Origin of the sequence: Streptomyces sp. NPDC056361, assembly GCF_042262805.1 — a bacterium.
Classification (GTDB): Bacteria; Actinomycetota; Actinomycetes; order Streptomycetales; family Streptomycetaceae; genus Streptomyces.
In genome coordinates this window covers 55512-79129 of the sequence record NZ_JBHJQI010000013.1, presented here as the reverse complement: position 1 = coordinate 79129, position 23618 = coordinate 55512, and the positions used below count along the sequence as shown (strand labels likewise).

17 protein-coding genes are annotated in these 23618 nt (G+C 71.1%); 10 read left to right on the top strand and 7 right to left on the bottom strand.

The window, feature by feature from the left end:
* Positions 1 to 62 precede the first annotated feature (62 nt).
* On the top strand, positions 63 to 1295 hold the full coding sequence (locus ACFCY7_RS06770) for an arginine deiminase (protein WP_376481964.1): 1233 nt from the start codon (positions 63 to 65) through the stop codon (positions 1293 to 1295).
* A gap of 207 nt (positions 1296 to 1502) precedes the next feature.
* Positions 1503 to 2513 carry an ornithine carbamoyltransferase gene (gene argF / locus ACFCY7_RS06765; RefSeq protein ID WP_376481962.1) on the top strand — a complete coding sequence of 337 codons (1011 nt, stop codon included), beginning with the start codon at positions 1503 to 1505 and terminating at the stop codon, positions 2511 to 2513.
* Positions 2514 to 2579: 66 nt separating this feature from the next.
* Here the strand turns inward: argF and ACFCY7_RS06760 are convergent, their stop codons facing one another.
* A complete protein-coding gene (locus ACFCY7_RS06760; RefSeq protein ID WP_376481961.1) occupies positions 2580 to 3119 on the bottom strand; it encodes an ATP-binding protein in 540 nt (179 codons plus the stop codon).
* 248 nt (positions 3120 to 3367) lie between these two features.
* Here ACFCY7_RS06760 and ACFCY7_RS06755 point away from each other — a divergent pair, with 248 nt between their 5' ends.
* The 3 genes from ACFCY7_RS06755 (at position 3368) to ACFCY7_RS06745 (ending at position 7043) form a co-directional block, all read left to right on the top strand.
* Complete coding sequence (locus ACFCY7_RS06755) at positions 3368 to 4195, top strand: enoyl-CoA hydratase family protein (RefSeq protein WP_367821282.1); 828 nt, start codon at positions 3368 to 3370, stop codon at positions 4193 to 4195.
* A 2-nt stretch (positions 4196 to 4197) separates the two neighbouring features.
* The gene (locus tag ACFCY7_RS06750; RefSeq protein WP_376481959.1) at positions 4198 to 6471 is read left to right on the top strand and encodes a bifunctional salicylyl-CoA 5-hydroxylase/oxidoreductase; all 2274 of its coding nucleotides are present in this window, start codon (positions 4198 to 4200) and stop codon (positions 6469 to 6471) included.
* 89 nt (positions 6472 to 6560) lie between these two features.
* On the top strand, positions 6561 to 7043 hold the full coding sequence (locus tag ACFCY7_RS06745; protein ID WP_376481957.1) for a DUF1772 domain-containing protein: 483 nt from the start codon (positions 6561 to 6563) through the stop codon (positions 7041 to 7043).
* Between the two features lie 34 nt (positions 7044 to 7077).
* Here ACFCY7_RS06745 and ACFCY7_RS06740 read toward each other — a convergent pair whose 3' ends face one another.
* A complete protein-coding gene (locus ACFCY7_RS06740) occupies positions 7078 to 7896 on the bottom strand; it encodes a PaaX family transcriptional regulator C-terminal domain-containing protein (RefSeq protein WP_376481955.1) in 819 nt (272 codons plus the stop codon).
* Positions 7897 to 8015: 119 nt separating this feature from the next.
* On the bottom strand, positions 8016 to 9638 hold the full coding sequence (locus tag ACFCY7_RS06735) for an AMP-binding protein (protein ID WP_376481954.1): 1623 nt from the start codon (positions 9636 to 9638) through the stop codon (positions 8016 to 8018).
* A gap of 138 nt (positions 9639 to 9776) precedes the next feature.
* On the opposite strand from ACFCY7_RS06735, the gene ACFCY7_RS06730 reads away from it, so the two are divergent.
* The 3 genes from ACFCY7_RS06730 to ACFCY7_RS06720 all read left to right on the top strand — a co-directional run bounded on the left by ACFCY7_RS06730 (position 9777) and on the right by ACFCY7_RS06720 (position 13028).
* On the top strand, positions 9777 to 10976 hold the full coding sequence (locus tag ACFCY7_RS06730) for an acyl-CoA dehydrogenase family protein (protein WP_376481953.1): 1200 nt from the start codon (positions 9777 to 9779) through the stop codon (positions 10974 to 10976).
* Positions 10973 to 11386, top strand: coding sequence for a RidA family protein (locus ACFCY7_RS06725; protein WP_376481951.1), 414 nt, complete (start codon positions 10973 to 10975; stop codon positions 11384 to 11386). The genes ACFCY7_RS06730 and ACFCY7_RS06725 overlap by 4 nt, the downstream gene beginning before the upstream one ends.
* Positions 11387 to 11477: 91 nt before the next feature.
* Positions 11478 to 13028 carry an MFS transporter gene (locus ACFCY7_RS06720; protein ID WP_376481949.1) on the top strand — a complete coding sequence of 517 codons (1551 nt, stop codon included), beginning with the start codon at positions 11478 to 11480 and terminating at the stop codon, positions 13026 to 13028.
* 73 nt (positions 13029 to 13101) lie between these two features.
* On the opposite strand, the gene ACFCY7_RS06715 is transcribed toward ACFCY7_RS06720, so the two are convergent.
* Entirely contained in the window at positions 13102 to 14826 is a 1725-nt protein-coding gene (locus ACFCY7_RS06715) for a TIGR04141 family sporadically distributed protein (RefSeq protein ID WP_376481947.1), read from the bottom strand.
* A gap of 169 nt (positions 14827 to 14995) precedes the next feature.
* Here ACFCY7_RS06715 and ACFCY7_RS06710 point away from each other — a divergent pair, with 169 nt between their 5' ends.
* Complete coding sequence (locus tag ACFCY7_RS06710; RefSeq protein WP_376481946.1) at positions 14996 to 16651, top strand: N-6 DNA methylase; 1656 nt, start codon at positions 14996 to 14998, stop codon at positions 16649 to 16651.
* A 48-nt stretch (positions 16652 to 16699) separates the two neighbouring features.
* On the opposite strand, the gene ACFCY7_RS06705 is transcribed toward ACFCY7_RS06710, so the two are convergent.
* From ACFCY7_RS06705 to ACFCY7_RS06695, 3 genes are read right to left on the bottom strand one after another with little or no spacing between them, the layout of a single operon-like run.
* Positions 16700 to 18844 carry a UvrD-helicase domain-containing protein gene (locus ACFCY7_RS06705; protein WP_376481945.1) on the bottom strand — a complete coding sequence of 715 codons (2145 nt, stop codon included), beginning with the start codon at positions 18842 to 18844 and terminating at the stop codon, positions 16700 to 16702.
* A 36-nt stretch (positions 18845 to 18880) separates the two neighbouring features.
* Positions 18881 to 20131: an McrC family protein gene (locus tag ACFCY7_RS06700; protein WP_376481943.1), complete on the bottom strand. Its 1251-nt coding sequence runs from the start codon at positions 20129 to 20131 to the stop codon at positions 18881 to 18883.
* Positions 20128 to 21927, bottom strand: coding sequence for a DUF4357 domain-containing protein (locus ACFCY7_RS06695; RefSeq protein WP_376481941.1), 1800 nt, complete (start codon positions 21925 to 21927; stop codon positions 20128 to 20130). Before ACFCY7_RS06695 ends, ACFCY7_RS06700 begins: the two co-directional genes overlap by 4 nt.
* Positions 21928 to 22133: 206 nt before the next feature.
* Here ACFCY7_RS06695 and ACFCY7_RS06690 point away from each other — a divergent pair, with 206 nt between their 5' ends.
* Positions 22134 to 23570 (top strand): RNA polymerase sigma factor RpoD/SigA, encoded by a 1437-nt coding sequence (locus ACFCY7_RS06690; protein ID WP_376481939.1) that lies wholly within the window; start codon positions 22134 to 22136, stop codon positions 23568 to 23570.
* The last annotated feature ends 48 nt before the right edge of the window (positions 23571 to 23618 follow it).

The following is a 23618-nucleotide window of genomic DNA, read 5'->3' as shown; positions in this document are numbered from 1 at the left end:
GCCCCGGCCCGGCCTGCCGCGAAAGGCAGGCCGTGGCCGCCGGGCTCCGTCAGGATGGGCGCATGGGATTCCATGTCGATTCCGAGACCGGGCGGCTGCGCCGCGTCATCCTCCATCGGCCCGATCTGGAGCTGAAGCGGCTCACCCCGTCCAACAAGGACGCCCTCCTCTTCGACGACGTGCTCTGGGTGCGGCGGGCCCGGCAGGAGCACGACGGCTTCGCGGACGTGCTGCGCGACCGCGGGGTGGTGGTGCACCTCTTCGGGGAGCTGCTGAGCGAGGCCCTGGAGGTGCCGGCCGCCCGCGCCCTGGTCCTCGACCGGGTCTTCGACGAGAAGGAGTACGGGCCGCTGGCCGCCGATCACCTGCGGTCCGCGTTCGACTCGCTGGACGCGGTCGCGCTCGGCGAGGCGCTCGTCGGCGGGATGACGAAGCGGGAGTTCCTGGCGGCGCACCGGGAGCCGACGTCGGTCCGCTTCCACGCCCTCGACCTGGACGACTTCCTGCTCGGTCCGCTGCCGAACCACCTCTTCACCCGGGACACCTCGGCGTGGATCTACGACGGCGTGTCCATCAACGCGATGCGATGGCCGGCCCGGCAGCGCGAGACGGTGCACTTCGAGGCGATCTACAAGCACCATCCGCTCTTCACCGGCGCGGAGGCGGGTGCCTTCCACCACTGGTCGGAGGGGCAGTCCGACTACCCGTCGACGATCGAGGGCGGGGACGTCCTCGTCATCGGCAACGGCGCCGTCCTGATCGGGATGAGCGAGCGCACCACGCCGCAGGCGGTGGAGATGCTGGCCAGGGGGATGTTCGCGGCCGGTTCGGCGCGCACGATCGTCGCGCTCGACATGCCGAAGCGGCGGGCGTTCATGCACCTGGACACGGTGATGACGATGGTCGACCAGGACACGTTCACCCAGTACGCGGGGCTCGGCATGCTCCGCTCGTACACGATCGAGCCGGGCGACGAGGGCCGGTCCCTGCGGGTGACGGACCACCCGCCGGAGCAGATGCACAGCGCCATCGCGGCGGCCCTCGGGCTCCAGGACATCCGGGTCCTCACGGCGACCCAGGACGTCCACGCGGCCGAGCGCGAGCAGTGGGACGACGGGTGCAACGTGCTGGCGGTGGAGCCGGGCGTGGTCGTCGCGTACGAGCGGAACGTCACGACCAACACGCACCTGCGCAAGCAGGGGATCGAGGTCATCGAGATCCCCGGCAGCGAGCTGGGGCGGGGGAGGGGCGGCCCGCGCTGCATGAGCTGTCCGGTGGAGCGGGACGCCGCCTGAGCGCCGGGGAGGGGAGGCCGGGGAAGAGCCCATGGAGGGGAGCGGGGAGCTGGGCGAGAGGGGCCCGGGGAGGGGAGGCCCGGGGGCTGGGCGGGAGGAGCCCGCGGAGGGGGCTGTATATAAATGCCGAAGCTCGTATAGACTTCCAGAGTCCCCGTCCGTCGTCCCTCCGGCGACCCCCGACCCGTACCCCCAGGAGCGCGTCCCATGGCCACAGACCTCATCGGCCGCCACTTCCTCAAGGAGCTGGACTTCACCGCCGAGGAGTTCCGCGCCCTGATCGCGCTCTCCGCCGAGCTCAAGGCCGCCAAGAAGGCGGGCGCCGAGGTCCAGCGGCTGCGCGGCAGGAACATCGCGCTGATCTTCGAGAAGACCTCGACGCGCACCCGCTGCGCCTTCGAGGTCGCCGCCGCCGACCAGGGCGCCTCCACCACCTACCTGGACCCGTCGGGCTCCCAGATCGGCCACAAGGAGTCGGTCAGGGACACCGCGCGGGTCCTCGGCCGGATGTTCGACGGCATCGAGTACCGGGGTGACAGCCAGGTCGCCGTCGAGGAGCTCGCGGCCTACGCGGGCGTCCCCGTCTTCAACGGCCTCACCGACGACTGGCACCCCACCCAGATGCTCGCCGACGTGCTCACCATGACCGAGCACACGGACAAGCCGCTGGACGGGATCGCCTTCGCCTACCTCGGCGACGCACGCTTCAACATGGGCAACTCCTACCTGGTCACCGGCGCCCTGCTCGGCATGGACGTCCGCATCGTCGCCCCCGAGGCGTACTGGCCCGCCGCGGAGATCGTCGCCGCCGCCCGCGGGCTCGCCGAGACCAGCGGTGCCACGATCACCCTCACCGAGGACGTGGCGGAGGGTGTCCGCGGCGCCGACTTCGTCGCCACCGACGTCTGGGTCTCCATGGGCGAGCCCAAGGAGGTCTGGGACGAGCGGATCGCCGCCCTCGCCCCGTACGCCGTCACCATGGACGTGCTGCGCGCCACCGGGAACCCGGACGTCAAGTTCCTGCACTGCCTGCCCGCCTTCCACGACCTGGGCACGGCCGTCGGCCGGGACATCCACGCCCGGCACGGCCTGACCGAGCTGGAGGTCTCCGACGAGGTCTTCGAGTCGGCGCACTCGGTCGTCTTCGACGAGGCCGAGAACCGGATGCACACGATCAAGGCGGTCCTCGTCGCGACCCTGGCCGGCCCTGCCGCCTAGGGCCTGTCGTCGCATTCCCGTCCGCCCCGCGACGCCCCGACCGCCTGACGCGCGCGGTCCCCGCTCCTACGGCTCCCGGGGCCGGCCCTGCGCCGGTATCCCCGGGAGCGTGAACCAGACCGCCTTGCCCTGGGCGGTGGGCCGGTGGCCGCAGTCGCTGCTGAGCGCCCGGATCAGGAGGAGGCCGCGGCCGTGCTCCTGCCAGGGGTCGACCTCCGCGTCCGGGGCGGGGCAGCCGAGCCGGCCGGGCCGGACGGGTTCGGAGTCGTGGACCTCGATCTGGCAGCCGCCGGGCGCCGCGAGCAGTTCCACGACCAGTTCGATGGGGCCCCGCCCGGCGGTGTGCTCGACCGCGTTGGCGACGAGTTCGGCGGTGAGCAGCTCGGCCGTGTCGCTGTCGGGGCGGTCGGCGCCGTCTGGTTCGAGGCCGAGGTCGTCGAGCGTGGCGCGGATCAGGGCACGGGCGATCGGCACGGCGGCGGTCGTGTGCGGCAGCCGGATGCGCCAGAAGGCGGCGGGCCAGGCCGGGGCCGGTCCGGCGGGGTCGGGGTCGGCGGGGTCAGGGTCGGAGGGGCCGGGATCGGCGGGTCCGGCGGCTTCGGGCATGGGCGGGCTCCCTTCACCGAGAGGGCGAGTGGCCGAGCGGGGGTGGAGTTGTCCCTGGACGTACTGTTTTCAACCTTACGAGGCGCAAAATCCGCTTCCCAGGGCACCCCTGCCTCACTGTCGGGGACTTCGGTCACGGCGCCCCGGGGACCTTGTGAGGGCGGTGCCCACACCTCCTTTATCGCGTACTCGTGACGATAGTCACAGTAGGGTGATACCCTCCGAACGGAGGAAGGAGGCCGTTCCGTATGAGCCCCTTTACCGGCTCCGCGCCCCGCACGCCCCGCTGGCAGCACCTGCGCCTGGAGATCGACCGAGGCGTCGCCACCGTCACCCTCGCCCGCCCGGCCAAACTCAACGCCCTCACCTTCGGGGCCTACGCCGACCTGCGCGACCTCCTCGCCGAGCTCTCCCGCGAGCGGACCGTCCGCGCCCTCGTCCTCGGCGGCGAGGGGCGCGGCTTCTGCTCGGGCGGCGACGTCGACGAGATCATCGGCGCCACGCTCTCCCTCGACACCGCCGGACTCCTCGACTTCAACCGGATGACCGGGCAGGTCGTCCGGGCGCTCCGCGAGTGCCCCTTCCCGGTCGTCGCCGCCCTGCACGGCGTCGCCGCCGGCGCCGGCGCCGTCCTCGCCCTCGCCGCCGACTTCCGGATCGCCGACCCGACCACCCGCTTCGCCTTCCTCTTCACCCGGGTCGGCCTCTCCGGCGGGGACATGGGCGCGGCCTACCTGCTGCCCCGGGTCGTCGGCCTCGGCCACGCCACCCGGCTCCTCATGCTCGGCGAACCCGTGCACGCCGCCGAGGCCGAGCGCATCGGCCTGCTCAGCGAGCTGACCGAGGAGGGCGGCGCCGACGACCGCGCCGCCGCCCTCGCCCGCCGCCTCGCCGACGGCCCCGCGCTCGCCCTCGCCCAGACCAAGGCCCTCCTCACCGCCGAACTCGACATGCCGCTCGCCGCCTCCGTCGAACTGGACGCGGCCACCCAGGCCCTCCTCATGCACGGCGAGGACTACGCCGAGTTCCACGCCGCCTTCACCGCCAAGCGCCCCCCGAAATGGCAGGGCCGCTAGCGATGCGCCCCGCGCCCGGCACCGCCCCGACCCCCGCCCGTATCGCCGTCATCGGGGGCGGCCCCGGCGGGCTCTACGCCGCCGCCCTCCTCAAGCGGCTCGACCCGGCCCGCGAGGTCACCGTCTGGGAGCGGAACGACCCCTCGGACACCTTCGGCTTCGGCGTCGTCCTGTCCGACGAGACCCTCGGCGGCATCAGGGACGCGGACCCGGCCGTGTACGAGGCGCTGGGCCGGGAACTGGTCCGCTGGGACGACATCGACGTCGTCCACCGGGGCCACCGCACCACCTCCACCGGTCACGGCTTCGCCGCCCTCGGCCGCCGCAGGCTCCTGGAGCTGCTGCACGCCCGCTGCGCCGAGCTCGGCGTACGGCTCCGGTTCCGCACCGAGGCGCCGCCCGCCGCCGAGCTCGCCGCGACCCACGACCTGGTCGTCGCCGCCGACGGAGTCCACAGCCGCACCCGGGAGGCGCACGCCGCGCACTTCCGGCCGGGGATCACCACCCACCTCTGCCGCTACATCTGGCTCGCCGCCGACTTCCCCTTCGACGCCTTCCGCTTCGAGATCGCCGAGACCGAGCACGGCGTGATGCAACTCCACGCCTACCCCTACTCCACCGACTCGTCCACCGTCATCGTCGAGATGCGCGAGGAGGTCTGGCGGGCCGCCGGCTTCGACGAACTCGACGAGGCCGAATCCACCGCCCGCTGCGCCAAGATCTTCGCCGAGGCGCTCGGCGGCCGCGAACTGCGCGCGAACAACTCCGCCTGGACCGCCTTCCGCACCGTCGTCAACGCGCGCTGGTCGTACGGCAACACCGTGCTCATCGGCGACGCCGCCCACACCGCGCACTTCTCCATCGGATCCGGCACCAAACTGGCCGTCGAGGACGCCCTCGCCCTCGCCACGGCCATCGGCGAACACCCCGACCTCACCGAGGCGCTGCGGGCCTACGAGACCGTCCGCCGCCCCGTCGTCGAGTCCACCCAGCGCGCGGCGGCCGCCAGCCTCCGCTGGTTCGAGGAACTCGCCGACCACGTCGACCGGCCGACCCGCCGCTTCGCCTTCGACCTGCTCACCCGCAGCCGCCGCGTCACCCACGCCAACCTGCGGCTGCGCGACCCGGCCTTCACCGACACGGTCGAACGCGACTTCGGCTGCCCACCCGGCACACCGCCCATGTTCACCCCCTTCCGCCTGCGCGGACTCACCCTCCGCAACCGGATCGTCGTCTCGCCCATGGACCTGTACGTCGCCGAGGACGGCGTCCCCGGCGACTTCCACCTCGTCCACCTGGGCGCCAGGGCCCTCGGCGGCGCCGGACTCGTCATGACCGAGATGGTGTGCGTGAGCCCCGAAGGCCGCATCACCCCCGGCTGCTCCGGCCTCTGGACCGACGGACAGGCCGACGCCTGGAGCCGGATCACCGCCTTCGCGCACGCCCAGGCGCCCGGCACGGCGATCGGCGTCCAGCTCGGCCACTCCGGCCGCAAGGGCTCCACCCGCCGCATGTGGGAGGGCATCGACCAGCCGCTCCCCGACGGCAACTGGCCGCTCGTCGCCGCCTCCCCGCTCCCGTACCGGCCCGGCGTCAACCAGACGCCCCGCGCCCTCGACCGAGCCGGACTCGCCGCCGTACGCGAGGAGTTCGCCGCGGCGGCCCGCCGCGCCGCCCGCTGCGACTTCGACCTGCTCGAACTGCACTGCGCCCACGGCTACCTGCTCTCCGGCTTCCTCTCCCCGCTCACCAACCACCGGACCGACGCCTACGGCGGATCGCTCGATGCCCGGCTGCGCTTCCCGCTCGAAGTCTTCGACGCCGTACGGGAGACGTGGCCCGACGACCGCCCCATGACCGTCCGCGTCTCGGCCACCGACTGGGCCGAAGGCGGCACCACCGCCGAGGACGCCGTCGCGATCGCCCGCGCCTTCGCCGCCCACGGCGCCGACGCCATCGACGTCTCCACCGGTCAGGTCGTCCCCGACGAGGCCCCCGCCTACGGCCGCTCGTACCAGACCCCGTACGCCGACCTCATCCGCGCCGCCGTCGGCATCCCCGTCGTCGCCGTCGGCGCCATCTCGTCCTGGGACGACGTCAACTCCCTCCTCCTGGCAGGCCGCGCCGACCTCTGCGCCCTCGCCCGCCCCCACCTCTACGACCCGCACTGGACCCTCCACGCGGCCGCCGAGCAGGGCTACGAGGGCCCGGCCGCACCCTGGCCCGCCCCGTACCGCGCCGGCAGCCGCCGACCCCCCACGGGCCGCCGCGAGTAGCACCGGCGGCCGGTTCGCCTGGACGCCCGCGTATGCCGGTGCGACGCGAGAGCATGGCGCGGGCGCCACCGGACCTCTTGAATGAGGGCATGACAGAAAACAGGGGCGGGAAGGGTGCCGGGGCGGTCCTCGGCACGGCGACGGCGGCGACGGGACTCCTCGCGGGAGTGTGGTTCGCGTACGTCTGCTCGGTGATGCCGGCGCTGGCGCGGAGCGACGACAAGGTCTACGTCGAGGTGATGCGGAACATCAACGACGTCATCCAGAACCCGTTGTTCTTCACCCCGTTCTTCGGGGCCGTGATCCTCGCCGCGGTCGCCGCCTGGCAGCACCGCGCCGGCCGCGCCCGCGTCTGGACGCTCGCCGCCCTCGTCCTCGCCGTCGTCGTCTTCCTCGTCACCTCCGCCGCGAACGTCCCCCTCAACGACGCCCTCGCGGCCGCCCACGACCCCACCGCCGCCCGCGACGCCTTCGAAGGCCCCTGGGTGGCCTGGAACATCGTCCGCTTCGTCCTGACGACGGCCGGCTTCGCCTGCCTGCTCAAGGCCCTGGCCGTACGGAACCGGGTCTAGCGTCCCTCAGGGCTCAGGGCTCAGGGCTCAGGGCTCAGGGCGCCACCACGGGGCGGACGAACTCCGCGCCCCGGTCGCGCAGCAGCTCGTGCAGGGCGGCGAAGACCTCGGCCGAACGGCGGCCGGGCCAGTCGTCGGGCAGCAGCTCGGCCGGGAGGACCGGGTCGGCGTACGGCAGGCGGCGCCAGGAGTCCAGGGCGAGGAGGTAGGCCCGGTAGGCCTCCTCGGCGTCGCCCGGCTCCGTCCGCCAGGCCCGCAGCACCGGCTCGTGGGCGGCGAGGAACTCCTCGTGGAGGCCCGCGATGGCCGGCAGGTCCCACCAGCGGGCCACCGCCTCCGCCGTCGCCGCGTACCCGAGGTGGTCGCCGCGGAACAGGTCCACGTAGGGGGAGAGCTCGAGCCTCTCCAGGGCATTGCGGGTCTCGTCGTACAGCCGCGCGGGCGCGATCCAGACGCCCGGCGCGGCCGAGCCGAAGCCCAGCCGGGCGAGCCGGGAGCGCAGCAGGTGCCGCTTGTGCCGCTCGGCCTCGGGCACCGAGAAGACGGCCAGGACCCAGCCCTCGGACAGCTTCGGCTCCGTACGGGCGTAGATCCGGCGGTCGCCGTCGTCCAGGAGCCGCCGGGCGTCCTCCGACAGCGCGTACCCCGCCGCCCCGTCCGCCGTCCGGCCCGGCAGCAGCAGCCCGCGCCGTTTCAGCCGCGACACCGAGGAACGCACCGAGGGCGCGTCCACCCCGACCGCCGCGAGCAGCCGGATGAGCCCGGCCACCGGCATCGGCGAGCCGTCGGGCCCACGGCCGTACGCGCCGTAGAGGGAGACGATCAGGGAACGGGGGGTGTGCTGCTCGGCCACGTGATCACTCTAGGGGGTGTACCGCCGATCGGGCCGGGCTCGTGGCGCCCGGCACCCCTCACACCCCCCTCGCACGCCCTCACCCCCCCCGCACGGCCTCACGCCCCCCTCGCACGGCCTCACGCCTCCTCGCGCAGCCGGTAGCGCTGGAGCTTGCCCGTCGCCGTGCGGGGCAGCGCGTCGAGGAAGACGATCTCCCGGGGCGACTTGTACGGGGCGAGGCGGGCGCGGACGAAGGCCCGCAGGGCGGCGGCGGTGCCCGCGTCGCGCGGCACCCCGGCCCGTACCACCGTGTACGCCACGACGACCTGGCCGCGCAGGTCGTCCGGGCGGCCCACCACCGCCGTCTCCACCACGTCGGGGTGGTCGAGGAGGACCTCCTCGACCTGCGGCCCGGCGATGTTGTAGCCGGCCGAGATGATCATGTCGTCGGCGCGCGAGACGTAGCGGAAGTAGCCGTCGGGTTCGCGGACGTACGTGTCCCCCGTGACGTTCCAGCCGTCCCGTACGTACTCGCTCTGCCGCGCGTCGGCCAGATAGCGGCAGCCCACCGGGCCGCGCACCGCGAGCAGCCCCTCCGTGCCGTCCGGGACGCACCGGCCCTCCCGGTCCACGACCCTGGCCTGCCAGCCGGGCACCGGGCGGCCGGTGGTGCCGGGGCGGATGTCGCCGTCGGCGGCGGCGATGAAGATGTGCAGCAGCTCGGTCGCGCCGATGCCGTTGATCAGGCGCAGGCCCGTGCGTGCGTACCAGGACCGCCAGGTCGCCTCCGGCAGGTTCTCGCCCGCCGAGACGCAGCGGCGCAGCGAGCTCACGTCCGGGGCGGTGCCGTCGGACAGCTCGTCGAGCATCACCCGGTAGGCCGTCGGCGCGGTGAACAGCACCGAGACGCGGTGCCGTTCGATCGCGGCCATCAGCTGCTTGGGGCCGGCCTGGGGGAGCAGGACCGCGCTCGCCCCGGCGCGCAGCGGGAAGACCACGAGCCCGCCGAGGCCGAAGGTGAAGGCGAGCGGCGGCGAGCCGGCGAACACGTCGTCGGGCAGCGGGCGCAGGACGCGCGCGGAGAAGGTGTCGGCGACGGCGAGGACGTCCCGGTGGAAGTGGACGCAGCCCTTGGGCCGTCCGGTGGTGCCGGAGGTGAACGCGATGAGGGCGACGTCGTCGGCGGCCGTGGCCACCGCCTCGTACGGGCCGGAGCGGCGGGCCGCGAGGGCCAGCAGGTCGTCCGGGCCGTCGCCGCCGAACGGGGTGACGCGGAGGCCGGGGATCCGGGCCCGGAGGAGGTCGTCGAGGACGTGGGCGTCGCAGAGCGCGTGGGTGCAGCGGGCCGCGTCCGCCATCACGGCCAGTTCGGGCGCCCGCTGCTGGGCCAAGACGGTGACGGCGACCCCGCCGGCCTTCATCACGGCGAGCCAGCAGGCGGCCAGCCAGGGGGTCGTGGGGCCGCGCAGCAGGACCCGGTTGCCGGGTCTGACCCGCAGGTCGGAGGTGAGGACGTGGGCGATCCGGTCGACCCGGTCCCGCAGCTCCCCGTAGCTCCAGACGCCGCCCTCGCCGTCGTGGAAGGCGGGCCGGTCCGCGCCGAACCGTTCCACCGTGCGGTCGAGGAGCTCGGCCCCGCAGTTGAGCCGGTCGGGGTACGCGAGCTCCGGGAGGTCGAAGAGGAGGCGCGGCCAGCGGTCAGGCGGCGGCAGCCGGTCCCGGGCGAAGGTGTCGAGGTGGGCCGAGGGTGTCAGCTCCATGAGTCCGTCCCCCTGTCGTGGTGGGGTCGCTCAACGCCACACGAGCGTATCGTGTTGGTGACGACAGTCAACGGTCCGCGACAAGGAAGCCGTACGGCACAGGGACGAAGGCGCCCGAGGGCGTCAGAGAGGGCCCACATGCCCGCATTCTCGCTCGATCCGGAACAGACCACCTGGTGTGCGGAGCTCCGCGCCCTCGCCGCCGAACGCCTGAAGCCCCTCGCCGAGAAGGGCGAACCCGGCCGGGTCAACCGCCCCCTCGTCGCCGCCCTCGGCGACCTCGGCCTCCTCGCCCGCCTCTTCGACGCGGGCGCCCTCGAACTCTGCCTCCTGCGCGAATCCCTCGCCCGCACCTGCACCGAGGCCGAGACCGCCCTCGCCCTCCAGGGCCTCGGCAGCCACCCCGTCGCCGCCTTCGGCACGCCCGCCCAGCGCGCCCGCTGGCTCCCCGAGGCCACCTCGGGACGCGCCGTCGCCGCCTTCGCCCTCTCCGAGCCCGGCGCCGGCTCCGACGCCGCCGCCCTCGCCCTCGACGCCGTACCCGACGGACACGGCGGCTGGCACCTGCACGGCGAGAAACGATGGATCTCCAACGCCCCCGAGGCCGACTTCGCCACCGTCTTCGCCCGCACCACCCCCGGCGCCGGCGCCCGGGGCGTCACCGCCTTCCTCGTCCCCGCCGACCGCCCCGGACTCGGCGGCGAACCCCTCGACATGCTCGCCCCGCACGCCCTCGGCACCCTCACCTTCGACGGCGTCCCCGTCGGCCCCGACGACCTCCTCGGCGCACCGGACCAGGGCTTCCGGGTCGCCATGAACACCCTCAACCTCTTCCGGCCCAGCGTCGGCGCCTTCGCCGTCGGCATGGCCCAGGCCGCCCTCGACGCCGCCCTCGCCCACACCGCCGCCCGCCCCGCCTTCGGCGGCGTCCTCGCCGACCTCCAGGCCGTCTCGCACCGCATCGCCGACATGGCCACCCGCACCGAGGCCGCCCGCCTCCTCGTCTACGCCGCCGCCACCGCCTACGACACCGGCGACCCCGACGTGCCCCGCCGCTCCGCCATGGCCAAGCTCCTCGCCACCGAGACCGCCCAGTACGTCGTCGACTCCGCCGTCCAACTGCACGGCGCCGCCGCCCTCCAGCGCGGCCACCTCCTCGAACACCTCTACCGCGAGGTCCGCGCCCCCCGCATCTACGAAGGCGCCACCGAGGTCCAGCGCACGATCATCGCCAAGGAGCTGTACGCGTCCCGCCGGGAGGACCATGGGGACGGGGCACCCGGCGCCGCACCGCGCCGCGCCGCCGCTCCCCGCACCGAGGAGGTCACGTCCGCATGAGCCTGCACCGGCACAACCCCGCCGAACTCGCCCCGCCCGCCGGCTTCACCCACGCCGTCACCGCCACCGGCACCCGATTCGTCTTCCTCGCCGGGCAGACGGCCCTCGACACCGAGGGCAAGGTCGTGGGGGAGACGCTCCCCGAGCAGTTCACCACCGCCCTCGGCAACCTCCTCACCGCCCTGCGCCACGCCGGCGGCACCCCCGCCGACCTCGCCCGCGTCACCGTCTACACCACCGACGTCGACGACTACCGCGCCCACGCCCACGAACTCGGCCGCGTCTGGCGCAGATTGGCGGGCCGCGACTACCCCGCGATGGCGGTCATCGGAGTCGTACGCCTCTGGGACGAGCAGGCGCGCGTCGAACTCGACGGCTTCGCGGTCCTGGACGAGCCCGCCCACGCTTGATCAACTGGTGACCCGTACGGGCCGGGCTTAGTGTCGAAAGGTGGACTGACCGGCCCACGGCTCACTCACCAGGCGAGGCCCGAGGCGCCCAATGAGTACACCAAAGCCGACGACACCAGCGCAGACCGCCACCCCGCGCAAGGGCGGTGACGGCAAGGGCATCGCCCTGTTCGTGATCGCGTCCTGCCAGCTGATGGTGGTCCTCGACATCACGATCGTGAACATCGCGCTCCCGCACATCCAGAGCGCCCTGGACTTCTCCACGACCAGCCTGTCCTGGGTCGTCAACGCCTACACCCTCACCTTCGGCGGCCTGCTGCTCCTCGGCGGGCGCGCCGGCGACATCCTGGGCCGGCGACGCGTCTTCATCTTCGGCGTGCTGCTCTTCGGACTCGCCTCCCTCTTCTGCGGACTGGCCCAGAGCGAATGGCAACTCCTCGCGGCCCGTGCCCTCCAGGGCGTCGGCGGCGCGATAGCCTCGCCGACCTCCCTCTCCCTCATCACCACGACGTTCGACGAAGGCCCGGAGCGCAACCGGGCCTTCGGCGTCTTCGCCGGCGTCTCGGCCGGCGGCGGCGCCATCGGCCTGGTCGCCGGAGGCATGCTCGTCCAATGGCTCGACTGGCGCTGGATCTTCTTCGTCAACGTCCCGATCGCCCTGGTCATCGCGATCCTCACGCCCCGCCACGTCAAGGAGTCCGAGCGCCACCCCGGCCACTTCGACCTCGCCGGCGCGCTCACCTCGACGCTCGGCATGGTGGCGCTGGTGTACGGCTTCATCCGCGCCGCGCAGGAAGGCTGGAGCGACCCCTACACGATCGGCTCGTTCGTCGCCGCGGTCGTCCTCCTGGCCACCTTCATCCTGATCGAGCGCCGCTCCCAGCAGCCCATCACACCGCTGCACATGTTCGCCGACCGCAACCGCTCGGGCACCTACGTCATCATGCTGTGCCTGGCGGCCGCCATCTTCGGCATGTTCTTCTTCCTCACCCTGTTCGTCCAACAGGTGCTGGGCTTCAGCCCCCTGACGACGGGTCTGGCCTTCCTCCCGGTCAGCGCCATCATCGGCGTCGGCGCCGGCCTCACGTCCAACCTCCTGCCCCGGTTCGGCCCCAAGCCCTTCATGGTGACCGGCTCCATCCTCGCCGCGGCCGGCCTCTCCTGGCTCACGCTCACCGACGTGAACTCCACCTACCTGGGCAGCATCCTCGGCCCCATCCTCGTCTTCGGCCTCGGCATGGGCCTCATGTTCGTCTCCCTGACCATCATGGCCCTCTCCAACGTCGAACCCCAGGAATCCGGCGCCGCCTCCGGCCTCCTCAACGCCATGCAGCAGGTGGGCGGTTCCCTCGGCCTCTCCATCCTGGTCACCGTCTTCGGCACCGCCAGCCGCAACGAGGCCGACAAACAGGTCCCCGTCTTCCTCTCCCAAGCCGGCCCCCTCGAAAAGGCCCAGTTCGCCAAGACCGGCCAACTCCCGCCCCCCTACGCCGACCAGGTCCTCACCTCCGGCGTCTCCGCCGGCTTCGTCACCGCCGCCGTCTTCGCCGTCATCGGCGCCCTCGTCGCCCTCTTCGTCATCCAGGTCCGCCAGTCGGACATCGACCGCCTCAAGGGCGGCATGGGCCCACCCACCGCCTGAACGCAACCGGCCCCGCCGACCCCCGTGCACACGGGGTCGGCGGGGCCGTCGCATTTCCATGCCGGTATGGCCGTCATCCGGCATCGGCGTTCGGAAAGCTCTGTCGGGGACTCCCGCGCCGATTCCGGAGTGAGAGCACGGGGTGCGTGTCGGTGCCGCCTTCCGGGATGCCGACAACCTCGATCGTCACTCCCCGGGCCGCCAAGACCTTCGCGGTCTGCGCGATGGTGATCTGGGAGAAGCCGAAGATCGACTCCGGGGTCAGGCTGTCACGGTTCTTGAGCAGCATGGCAAGGATGATCCGCTTGGGCGTGAAGTCCGCGGGAAGCGCAAGCTTGCCCTTGCTGAGGCGGGCGACCTTCGCGGTGAACTGCGCACGGGCCTGGGCGGACTCCTGAAGGAGCTCTACCGCCACCCTGGCCTGACTGAACAGGTGACTCAACGGACCGGAACCGCCTGCGCGCTTGACCAGCACCAGCGTCCCGTCGGGCATGAGCAGGTCGCAGATCTCGATCTGGTCGGTGCTCCGGAGGGGATTGGTGATGTTCTTGGTGTCCAGGCAGAGCCAGCCCGGCCGTTCGTCTGCCACTCTGTTGTTGTAGGCGTTCTCGGACTCTCCGCTGTCCCAGGCCGGCATTGCGACGGAGGGCACACGAGGCAGAAGTGCCGCGACGGTGGCCCGGCTCTCTTCCACATAGGTCGATCCGACCTCGTACCACTCACCTTCCAGCAGGAAGAAGCGTCGGGGACCAAGGGAGACTTCTGCCTCCAGCCATGACAGTGCGTCAGTGACGGCGAGAGCGTCGACGGCCTTCGCGCGTCGGTCCCGGGCAAGGGTGACGGTTCCCTCGCGAAGTACTGCGAGGCGCCGGCCGGGCGGTGCCAGTCGGGCACGACCGAGGGCGTAGTTGAGGTCGAAGCTGTTGCTTCGCCGGGGATCTGTGCTGTTGATCCGGATGAGGTACGTGGTGGCTTCAGCGTATGCCTCATGGTGACCGGAGGGGACGGAGACGGTGATTCGTTCGTCGGCGGGGAAGCCGAGACGTTCGTCCAGTGCCCGATCGAGGGCCTCGGTAGTGGCGGAGTCGTCCACCGGCACGATGCGATCGACGAATTCCAGCTCTTGGTGAGGTACGTCCTCGCTGCAGATGGCGGCGACGGCCCGCAGATCGGAGATCAGCTCGCCGGGTTCGATACCCAAGGCGATCTTCAGTCCGCATCCACCCTGGGCGCTGACTGCCTTCCCCCTTGAGTAGCGCGAGCGAGTGAGCGGCACGCCATCGAGGTATCCGCCCAGGCTTCGCACGATGCGCGAGTGGTCGCGAATGCCGAGGAGAGGGACCGGCGCGCCACCGGGAACCAGGGAGATGTCCGTCCGCGCCTGCCCGAGCGTCTTCGAGACTGCGCCGCGCACCATGGCGGGATCCATCTGCCGGATGACGAAGGAGAGACCGAAGCGCTTGTCCTTGAGGTGATCGGGAACCAGCCTGTACCCCTGGTCGCAGCCGATGCCGTACACCGTGCCGTCGACGGCGAGGAGGAGTACCGCGGCGGTCCGGCGGACGCTCTGGGTGACCTCGATTCCGGTGGTGCGCGCCATGGGTGCACACCACGATGCTTCGGCGCTCTCCATCCCGCAGGTGATGTACACGGCGGGAACACCGATCAGCTCGGGGAAGTGGACGTCGGCTCCGCGCCTGTCGAGCGACGTCGCGTCGAAGACGTCCAGCATGGCCTCCAGCGTCGGAGTGACGCTGCTCAGCCGGTAGATGGTGCGCACTTCGGTGCTCGTGGTCATGGCGGGCTTCCTTGAGGCAAGGGAGAGGAGGGCGCAGCGGGCACGGACATGCCCTCGCAGCGTGATCGAACACCGCAGCCTGTACACGGTAAGGTTGTCAGGGTTGCGTGTACGATGTCAACGGATTAAGACTCTGGAGTGCTTGAGGCTTCGCGTGTACGCTGTGGCTATGACAGAGAATGCCGCTACATCGGTCGGCGCCCTGGTCACCGGAGCCGAGATCGCTCGGTTGGCCGGTGTCACCCGGGCGGCTGTCTCCAACTGGCGACGGCGCTACGAAGATTTCCCTGCACCGGCGGGAGGCGCTGCGAACAGTCCGCTCTTTGCACTCGCCGAGGTCCAGGCCTGGCTGGACAAGCAGCGCAAGGGTCAGGAGATCTCGCCTGAAGTCGAGCTGTGGCAAGCCCTTCGAGCCGTCTACGGAGAGCAGATGGTTGCGGGCCTGGCTGAGGTGGCCGCGGCCCTGGTCGGGGCGCCCTCGCCCGGCTTGCCTGACGAGGTGGTGGCCCACGTGCGGCGGCTCGTCGGGAGCGAGGCGCCTGTCGACCTTGTCAACGGACTGACTGAACGGTTCATGGACTCGGCGCGGCGGGCTGGATCGGATCAGGTGACCCCTGAACGTATCGTGCGTGCCGTACGCCACTTCGCCCCCGAACTGCTTCCGGATGCCACGGTCTTCGACCCCGCCTGTGGGACCGGAGTGCTGCTTCTTTCTGTTGCTTCGGGAGCGGACACTCGCTGTTGTGGCCAGGAAGTGGATGCCGACAGCGCTCGTTTCGCACAGCTCCGCGCCGAGGTCCTGGGGCGCGCACAGGTCTCCATCACGGCAGGCGATTCCCTGCGCGCGGACGCGTGGCCGGACCTCAGGGCTGATCTCGTCGTCTGTGATCCGCCGGCCGGTGTCACCGAATGGGGCAGGGAGGAGCTGTTGCTCGACTCCCGCTGGGAACTGGGTACACCGTCCAAGGCGGAAGGGGAGCTCGCGTGGCTCCAGCACGCCTACGCACACACCGGACCGGGTGGCCATGTCCTCATGGTCATGCCTGCCTCGGTCGCCTATCGCAAGGCAGGGCGTCGCATCCGCTCGGAGCTCGTACGCCGCGGAATCCTGCGTCAGGTGGTGGCCCTGCCGCCGGGAGCGGCCACCTCGCACTCCCTGCCTGTGCACGTATGGTGCCTCCAACGCCCTGAAGGCTCCGCGAAGGCGGAGACGAACCACACCGTGCGCATGGTCGACCTGACCGGCAACAGCCCTGACGGCGTCCTGGATCCGCGTCCCGATCAGGTCGCCGACGTACCGGTGATCGAACTTCTCGACGACACTGTCGATGTCACCCCGGGTACGCACCTGCGTTCCCGGCATCGCGACTATCCGGGCGAGTACGCCACCCTGCGCAAGCAAGTGGAGAAACGAATCCGCCGCCTTGCCGCGCTCCTGCCCGAGCTGGCCGAGGGCGATGGACCGGGCTCGCTGGACGCGGTGACCACGAGCGTCACGGACCTCGCTCGGGCCGGATTGGTCGGCTATGTGGAGTCGGAGCCCGTCTCGGCCAGCGATCAGCTCGACACGGACTACCTGCAGGGATTCCTGCGGAGCTCCGCGAACGTACGCAGGGCCACGAGCACCAGTGGGACCTACCGTCTCGACACGCGCGGCGCACGCATCCCCCGCATGGGTATCGACGACCAGCGTCGCTACGGCAGCGCCTTCCGAGCCCTGTCCACCTTCGAGCAGGACATGCGTGAGATCGGTGAACTGAGCAGACAGCTCGCCGAGCTCGCCCGGGACGGTTTGGCTACGGGAGCACTGGCACCCGAGGAATGAGGGGGGTGCGGAGCCGGGTGACGCCCGCACCAATCCGCACCGGGCCAGTCAGTCGGAGCGGGCCGACAGGGGCAGGAACGGGCTCGGGACGGAGCTCCATGTGACGGCCAGTGCTTCGCGGGCGCGCGTGCAGGCGACGAAGAGCAGGCAGCGTTCGCGGAGCAGGTCGGACTCGTGCTGCAGCGGATCCGATTCCCGCGCCGTGATCTCACGCGCGAACGGGACAGTTCCCTCACTGACCCCGAGGACGGAGACCGCTCGGAACTCGAGTCCCTTCATCGCGTGCATGGTCGCCAGCCGCACACCCTCCGTCCCGTGCGGGACCTGACCCTTGACCCGCACGGCCGGGATGCCGGCGGCCTTCAGCTTTTCCTCGGCCGTGTCCAGGGAGAGGTTGAATCGCGCGCAGACGCCGATCTCGTGTGGCGCGAGCCCTTCGGCGACCCATGATCGGACTCGGTCCACCAGGGCCTCGGTCTCCTCCGACCGCGTCGCGTATCCCTGCAGCCGGGGCCGGCTGCCGTGGAGAAGGGAGCGGTATCCCGTCAGCGAGTCCGTCCCCTCGCCCTCCAGGGCGTCGACGGTCACGGGGGCGAGCAGCCCTGCCGACCAGGTGAGGATCTCTTCGGTGGAGCGGTAGTTGACGCGCAACCGGAAGCTCCGTCCGGCTGTGGGGATGCCCAACGAGCCGAGCGACACCCGGGAGTCGTAGATTCGCTGATGCGGATCACCGGTGACGAAGAGGTCGTCGGGGCCAGGGCGTACGGCGGCGCGCAGCACCCGCCATTGCGCAGGGTGCAGGTCCTGCGCCTCGTCGACCACGACGTGCGCGTACGGCGCCGACTCGTCCGTGAGAATCTCCGCGGCTCGGGCGCAGACCCGCAGATGGGTGGTTTCGCCCCGGTCGCGCAGAAGGCGCTGGAAGTGTTCGACGCCGTTCCACACCTCGCGGCGGCGCGTGGGTCCGAGGCCGGTGCCTCGGCCGCGGCGGCTCGCGCCGAGGTACGCGTCGAGATCACGCAGATTCTGGCCGAGGACGACGTGACGGTACTCCTGTGCCAGGAACTGCGCCGAGAACGGCAGGTCGAGCTGCTTGACCGTCTTCTCCCACAGCTGTCGCTGTTCCCGGTCTCCTATCGGTCGGGGCGAAGCCGCCGACTTCGACCGTACGACTCCGTTGGCGAAGGCGTCGACCGTCGTCACGTCCACGCGTGCGAGCGCCTTCCCGTCCTCGTCGAGGAGCAGACCGAGCATGTCGCGCAGTCCGGCGGCGAGTGCGTTCGTGTAGGTGGTGAGCAGGATACGGCCGTCAGCGGACCTGGCGAGAAGGTGCCTCACCCGGTGCAGGGCGGCCACCGTCTTGCCCGTTCCGGGGCCGCCGGTGACCTGGACGGGCCCCCCGTAGGAAGCACGGTAGGCGACGCGCCGCTGGGAGGGATGGAGGAAGACCCTCCAGGCCTCGAACGGCTTCTCCAGGGCTTCCTCCAGCTCTTGAGGCCCCGTGACCAGCCGGATGCGTGCGGTGGTGTTGGCGATCACCGTGGCCAGGTCCTCGACCGGCTCGGTCGGTGCGTCCGCGGGCCGCCGGACGGCCACGACGTCCCGGTACACCTCCTCGGGGCTGAAGCCCTCGGCGAGGTACTGGAGAACCTCCAGCTGGTCCTCCGGCAGGAGCGTGGCGAAGGCATCCAGCTGCTGCTTGTCCGCCAGCGAGCGGGCGGCGCGCAGCACCTGGTCGTCGATGCCCAGCTCGCGGAGGGTTCCGTCGGACACCTTGGCGAACAACAACTGCGGAGCCTGGCGCGCCGCCGTCTCGTAGAGCGGCGTCAGCTCGTCCAGGGCCACGGCGTCGCGGACCTCCAGTGCCCGCGTTGCGGAGTTCGCGCTGTACAGACGCTTCGCCGCCCAGGTGTAGGCGTCGTCGTGCGGAAGTACCTTGACCAGGAGGAACACATCGCTGCCGTCATCGGGAGCGAGCACGACGCCCCGCCAGAAGTCGGTGATGCGAATGGTCCGCATCCGAGTGTCGCGGGCCTTCTCCACGGACTCCAGGTGCAGTCCCTTGTCCGCGTTGAGTCCTGCCACGCTCAGGGCCTGGAACTTCCCCATGGCCTTGCGCACTCCGGCGCGAACCGGCTTCTCCAAGGTCTCGTAACCGTCCCAGAAGCTCTGGGCGAAGGCGAGCCGGGGCATGAGGTCCTCCCATGTCTGAGGGGCGATGGTTCATGATCAAGGATGCGGCAGGGGTCCGGCCAACTGCCGGGCGATCCCCTCGAGGGCCGAGAGAAGCCCCTCGGGCGGGCGCGAGAGGTCGAGACTGTGCTGGAAGAGCCGGATGCCCGCTCCGTGCACCTCGTGGATGCGCACGGGCTCCCGGCCGGCCGCGTACACCAGATGTGCCTCGTCCAGGCCGAGGACGGTGGCGTACGCGAGCGCCTGGTAGAGGTCGGCGTTGAGGAGACCGTCGGCCTTCTCGACCTTGTACTTGGCGTCGACGACGGCGACCGGCGTGCGGCCGTCGCCGCTACGCACGACGAGATCGGGGCGCATCCCCACGCGCCCGGCGGTGTCGAGGTGGTGGGGGTCCTGCAGACGTGCCGTCAGGCCGTGCTCCCGTAGGGCCTCGCGCAGTCCGACGGTGACGAAGTCCTCGAACAGCTTGTTCATGTCGAGCAGAAAGCCGTCCACAGCGAGCGGAACCGTTCCGGCCGGCCGGTGCTCCGGAGAGCCGCCGCGCAGGACGGCCTCGGCCAGCCGGAGCGCCGGCTGGTAGCGGGAGTTGAGACGGGACGGCTGCCAGCGGGGCAGCGCGTGGCCCCGCACCAGGGGCAGCACGTCGGCGAGGCGGACGCGCTGCCGGGCCAGTCGCCGTCGGACGGGCGCGGCCACCCCGGGCAGACGGAGCAGCCGTTCGACGGCGGTGCACAGGATGCGGTTCTCGGCGGTGTCGGCCGTGTAGGCGTCGTAGCTGATCTCGACCGGCGGCGTCCTGCCGAAATGTCTGCGGACCTGATCGGCCTCGCGTATCCGACCGCGCACGAACAGCGCGGACTCCTCCACGGTGCTGTACCCCCGGAGGACACCCTGCCGCAGGGCCGCGTCGATCTGTCGCTCGACGGCGTGCGCGAGCGCGGGGACGAGGCCGTCGTACCCCCCGGTGTCGACGGTGCCCTCCCGGCTGTCCCGCCACGCCCTGGCCGGATCGAGGCTGAAGCCGAGCAGGAAGAACAGTCGGCTCACGGACGTCTTGGGCGTGATCCGCAGGACGGGACCGCCCGGGATCCGTACCGCACCGACGCTGCTCCCCGCACGCAGGAGCCAGTGGCCGACGCGGCCGGGGTCGGGAGTGGCGCTCCGCAGGATGCCGGCGGCGGCGAGCGCCCGGCCGGTCTCGGTGTCGAGGGGTACGGAGACGGCGGGGCCGTGCTCCCGCAGCGACACCTCCTCGCTGCCCGGCGGCGACACCTCCTCTTCGTTCACGGGAGGTGCTTCCTCAGCACGTCGAGACCGTAGCGGCCGGCGACGTCGATCCCTTCGCCGTAGTGGTGCTCTTCGAGCAGCGGCAGGATCTTCGTCCGCCACGTCCGGTCGAGTCCGCCTTCGCGGTACACCCCCGGCTTCATCAGGTATGAAGGGCCGATGGCGAAGTCCCGGTCGTCGATGAGCGCGTTGAGGGCGTCGAGGAGACGGGCGGGTTCACCGTCCTTGCCCTCGCGTTCGAGCCAGCGCTCGAGGAGGCCGGCGGTCGGCTCGGTGCGGGGGGACAGTTCCACGAATGCGAAGCGTCGCCGCATGGCCGCGTCCACCAGAGCGATGGACCGATCGGCGGTGTTCATGGTGCCGATGATGAAGAGGTTGGGCGGCAGGCCGAAGTCGTCTCCCGAGTAGGTGAGACGGACGGACCGCTTGCGGTACTCGAGTAGGAAGTAGAGCTCGCCGAAGACCTTCGCGAGGTTGGCGCGGTTCATCTCGTCGATGATCAGGAAGTGGGGGATGTGCCGGTTGCCCTCGCGGGAGGCGAGGTCGGCGAGCTCCCGGAGCGGCCCGGCCGTCAGCCGGAAGGCCACCTCTCGTGTCTCGGCATCCTCCACGGGCCGGAATCCCTCGAAGAAGTCCTCGTAGGCGTACGACGGGTGGAACTGCACGATCTTGACCTGCTCGGGGCCGCCGCCGAAGTACTCCGCCAGCTGCATGGCCAGATAGGTCTTGCCAGTCCCCGGCGGGCCGTAGAAGACCAACTGCCGTTCGTCCGTGAGGAGTTCCCGTACCTCGTCCAGCCAGGCCCGGTCGCGGACGAGGAGCTTGGCCGCCAGGTCGTCCGTGGCCTCCGGCAGGACCACCTCCCGCTGCGCCGGCCCTTCGGCGGTGGGCGACTGGATGGAGGCGCCGCCCTCGTCGGGCCCGACAGGCCCGATCAGTCCGTCCAGCGACTCCAGCACACCGGTCAGGTCGACGACGTCGTGCTGCACGGACAGCTTCTGCTGCACCTCCTCGGGAAGCTCCTCGTACGGAAGGCTCCCGGGCAGCCAGGACACGGCACGCCGCAAATTCGACAACCCGCCCTGGGACGCAGTCTGGACGGCTTCTCCCGCGATTCGCCCGGTGTGTAGCCGCCCGTTACTTATGGTCGCGACCGTGTCTCCCACCCGCATCTGGGTGAGGAAGGCGTGGAGTTCGTCAACGAGGCCGCGCTTCTGGTTGTACGAGGCCGCTCCCTCATACCCGTCCTCCACGAAGCGGCGCAACGCGCTCTTGGTCGGGTCGCTTTCCTCCAGCGGCGGCAGATGGGCCCCGGCGAGCGAGACGAGTCCTTCCTTCAACCACAGCTGCCGTACCAGGTTGTGCCCGGAGACGTTGGAACCGCGCACCAGCCAGGCCTTCCGGGGCGCTCGCCAGCCGGTGGAGAGGTAGTCGGCGAGCGGGTGGCCCTCCGTGGTCCGCCAGGATTCGGGGCCGGACGCGTCGTAGCCGTAGACCAACGCGGCTGCCGCGGAGGAGGAGTTGCAGACGATGTCCCGGGTCGCCACCCAGTGGGGTTGCGCGCCAGCCGAGTCGGTGAGCGCGCCGGCCGCACGGAGCTCCGCACGCGAACGGCGCGCATGGTCGCCGAGCCCGGGCCACTCTTGGGCGATGACAGGCGAGCCCTCGTGCAGAAGGAACTTGTGTGTCCCGTTGCCGCCGAACTCGGTGAGGAGATGTCCGTGTGCCGCTCCGCCGCCCTTGGGGAGCTTGATGTGGAACTCGGGCGTGCCGGGGAGGCGTTCGGGCTGCGACATGGACGACCTTCCGGGGCGGGCCTGTGTGATCACGCCCAGCCTACTTGTTGACAATGTCAATGGACCCCTACTGGCGAGTACACAAATCTAGAGATTGCGTTGGCGGTGTAAACGGATCTGGCTTAGGGTGATTATGTCGCCGGTACTTCCGTGAGGCACCGGCACATGGTCTCTGGGGTGGAGGCGAGATGTCTGGGGAATCGAAGATGTCCGAGGTCGAGCGGCGCACGATCGAGGTGGAACTGCCTGCCATGATCGAGCGGCTGAGGCGCCGTGCATCGCGAGGTGGGGTGGTCGGCCGGCGGGCCTTCGAGAAGGAGGCCGCAGGCCTCGGGCTCACCACCGACGAGCAGCGGCGAAGGCTTCGCGCGGGACTCGTGGCCGTCGGCCTCCATGTGAAGCTCCAGGCGCGGGCGACGGGCGGGCCGGAGCCCGCCTCCGGGCCGCCACTCGCTGCCGCCGGTCCCGAACCGCTCGCCTCTGAGGCTGCCTGGCGTCTGACTCAGGCGCGGAAGATGCTGAGGCGCTACGCCGACGCCGACGGCCGTGTCAGCAAACTCGCCCACGACGGAGTGGTACGGCTCCAAGGCCTTGGCCCCGCCGAAGCGCGGGAGCTGAGCGCACATTTCCCGATCAACAGGCCTCGGCCGGCCGGCGCAGCGACAGCCTGGCCGGAACCGGCAGCCGAGGTCAGGGCGAAGCGTGCTGGCCCCGGTATGTCCGCCGGGGACTCCTCGGTGTCGGAAGCCGTCCGTGCGGCCAGGGCGGTGCTGGAGGAGGACCGGTGGCGACGCGGCCGGGGTATGAGAGTGCTCAACGCGCAGGAGGAGGTGGGCCTCGCTGCCCTGCTCCGTGGGGGTGTCGGCAACCTTGCCCGGGACGTCCCGGAGGAGGAGATCGCTGCCCTGTCGCGTGGCAGCGAGCGACGACGTGCTCACGAATGCCTGGTCCTGCACAATCTGCGGCTCGCAGGGAAGATCGCGCAGGGCTATCAGGGGCGTGGGCTGGACATCGACGATCTGGTCCAGTGCGGAACCCTTGGCCTGATGCACGCGGTTGGTAAGTTCGATGCCAGCAAGGGCTACAAGTTCTCGACCTACGCGACGTGGTGGATCAAGCAGTCCATCGGTCGCGCCATAGCCGACGAAGGCAGCCTCATCAGGTTGCCCGTGCATGTGCACGAGAAGGTGAGCAAGGTCGCCAAGGCTGAGCGCAACCTCCTCAGCGAGGGGCAGCCCAGAACCGTGGAGAACGTCGCCTTCGCGACGGGCCTCACCTTCGAGGAGGTGGAGCGGTTGCGGAGGATCAGTCGGCCCACCGACTCGCTGGACCGGATCATCGGCGATGACACCGCCCTGGCCGACCTGGTCATCGGGCCGAGCAGGCTCCCCAGCCCTTGCACGGTGCTCCTGCGCAAGGAGTTCTTTGAAACGGTCGAGGCGGTGCTGGACTGCTTCACCGAGCGCGAGTTCCACATCCTCGCTCGACGGGCGGGGCTTGACGGTGGCGACCCCGCCACCCTGGAGGAACTCGGCGCGGTCTTCAAGGTGACGCGTGAGCGCATCCGGCAGATCGAGGCAAAGGCCAAGCCCGTTTTCAAGAAGCGGCTGATCCAGAGCGGCGTCGTCTCTCCCCGTTTCTGAAGCCGCGCCGTCTCCCACCGCACTGCGCATCCCGCACCCAGATCCAAA

Coding starts and splice junctions, on each gene's coding strand:
- ACFCY7_RS06770 (WP_376481964.1), top strand. CDS start 63: ATGGGATTCCATGTCGATTCCGAGACCGGGCGGCTGCGCCGCGTCATC.
- argF (WP_376481962.1), top strand. CDS start 1,503: ATGGCCACAGACCTCATCGGCCGCCACTTCCTCAAGGAGCTGGACTTC.
- ACFCY7_RS06760 (WP_376481961.1), bottom strand. CDS start 3,119: ATGCCCGAAGCCGCCGGACCCGCCGATCCCGGCCCCTCCGACCCTGAC.
- ACFCY7_RS06755 (WP_367821282.1), top strand. CDS start 3,368: ATGAGCCCCTTTACCGGCTCCGCGCCCCGCACGCCCCGCTGGCAGCAC.
- ACFCY7_RS06750 (WP_376481959.1), top strand. CDS start 4,198: ATGCGCCCCGCGCCCGGCACCGCCCCGACCCCCGCCCGTATCGCCGTC.
- ACFCY7_RS06745 (WP_376481957.1), top strand. CDS start 6,561: ATGACAGAAAACAGGGGCGGGAAGGGTGCCGGGGCGGTCCTCGGCACG.
- ACFCY7_RS06735 (WP_376481954.1), bottom strand. CDS start 9,638: ATGGAGCTGACACCCTCGGCCCACCTCGACACCTTCGCCCGGGACCGG.
- ACFCY7_RS06730 (WP_376481953.1), top strand. CDS start 9,777: ATGCCCGCATTCTCGCTCGATCCGGAACAGACCACCTGGTGTGCGGAG.
- ACFCY7_RS06725 (WP_376481951.1), top strand. CDS start 10,973: ATGAGCCTGCACCGGCACAACCCCGCCGAACTCGCCCCGCCCGCCGGC.
- ACFCY7_RS06720 (WP_376481949.1), top strand. CDS start 11,478: ATGAGTACACCAAAGCCGACGACACCAGCGCAGACCGCCACCCCGCGC.
- ACFCY7_RS06715 (WP_376481947.1), bottom strand. CDS start 14,826: ATGACCACGAGCACCGAAGTGCGCACCATCTACCGGCTGAGCAGCGTC.
- ACFCY7_RS06710 (WP_376481946.1), top strand. CDS start 14,996: ATGACAGAGAATGCCGCTACATCGGTCGGCGCCCTGGTCACCGGAGCC.
- ACFCY7_RS06705 (WP_376481945.1), bottom strand. CDS start 18,844: ATGCCCCGGCTCGCCTTCGCCCAGAGCTTCTGGGACGGTTACGAGACC.
- ACFCY7_RS06695 (WP_376481941.1), bottom strand. CDS start 21,927: ATGTCGCAGCCCGAACGCCTCCCCGGCACGCCCGAGTTCCACATCAAG.
- ACFCY7_RS06690 (WP_376481939.1), top strand. CDS start 22,134: ATGTCCGAGGTCGAGCGGCGCACGATCGAGGTGGAACTGCCTGCCATG.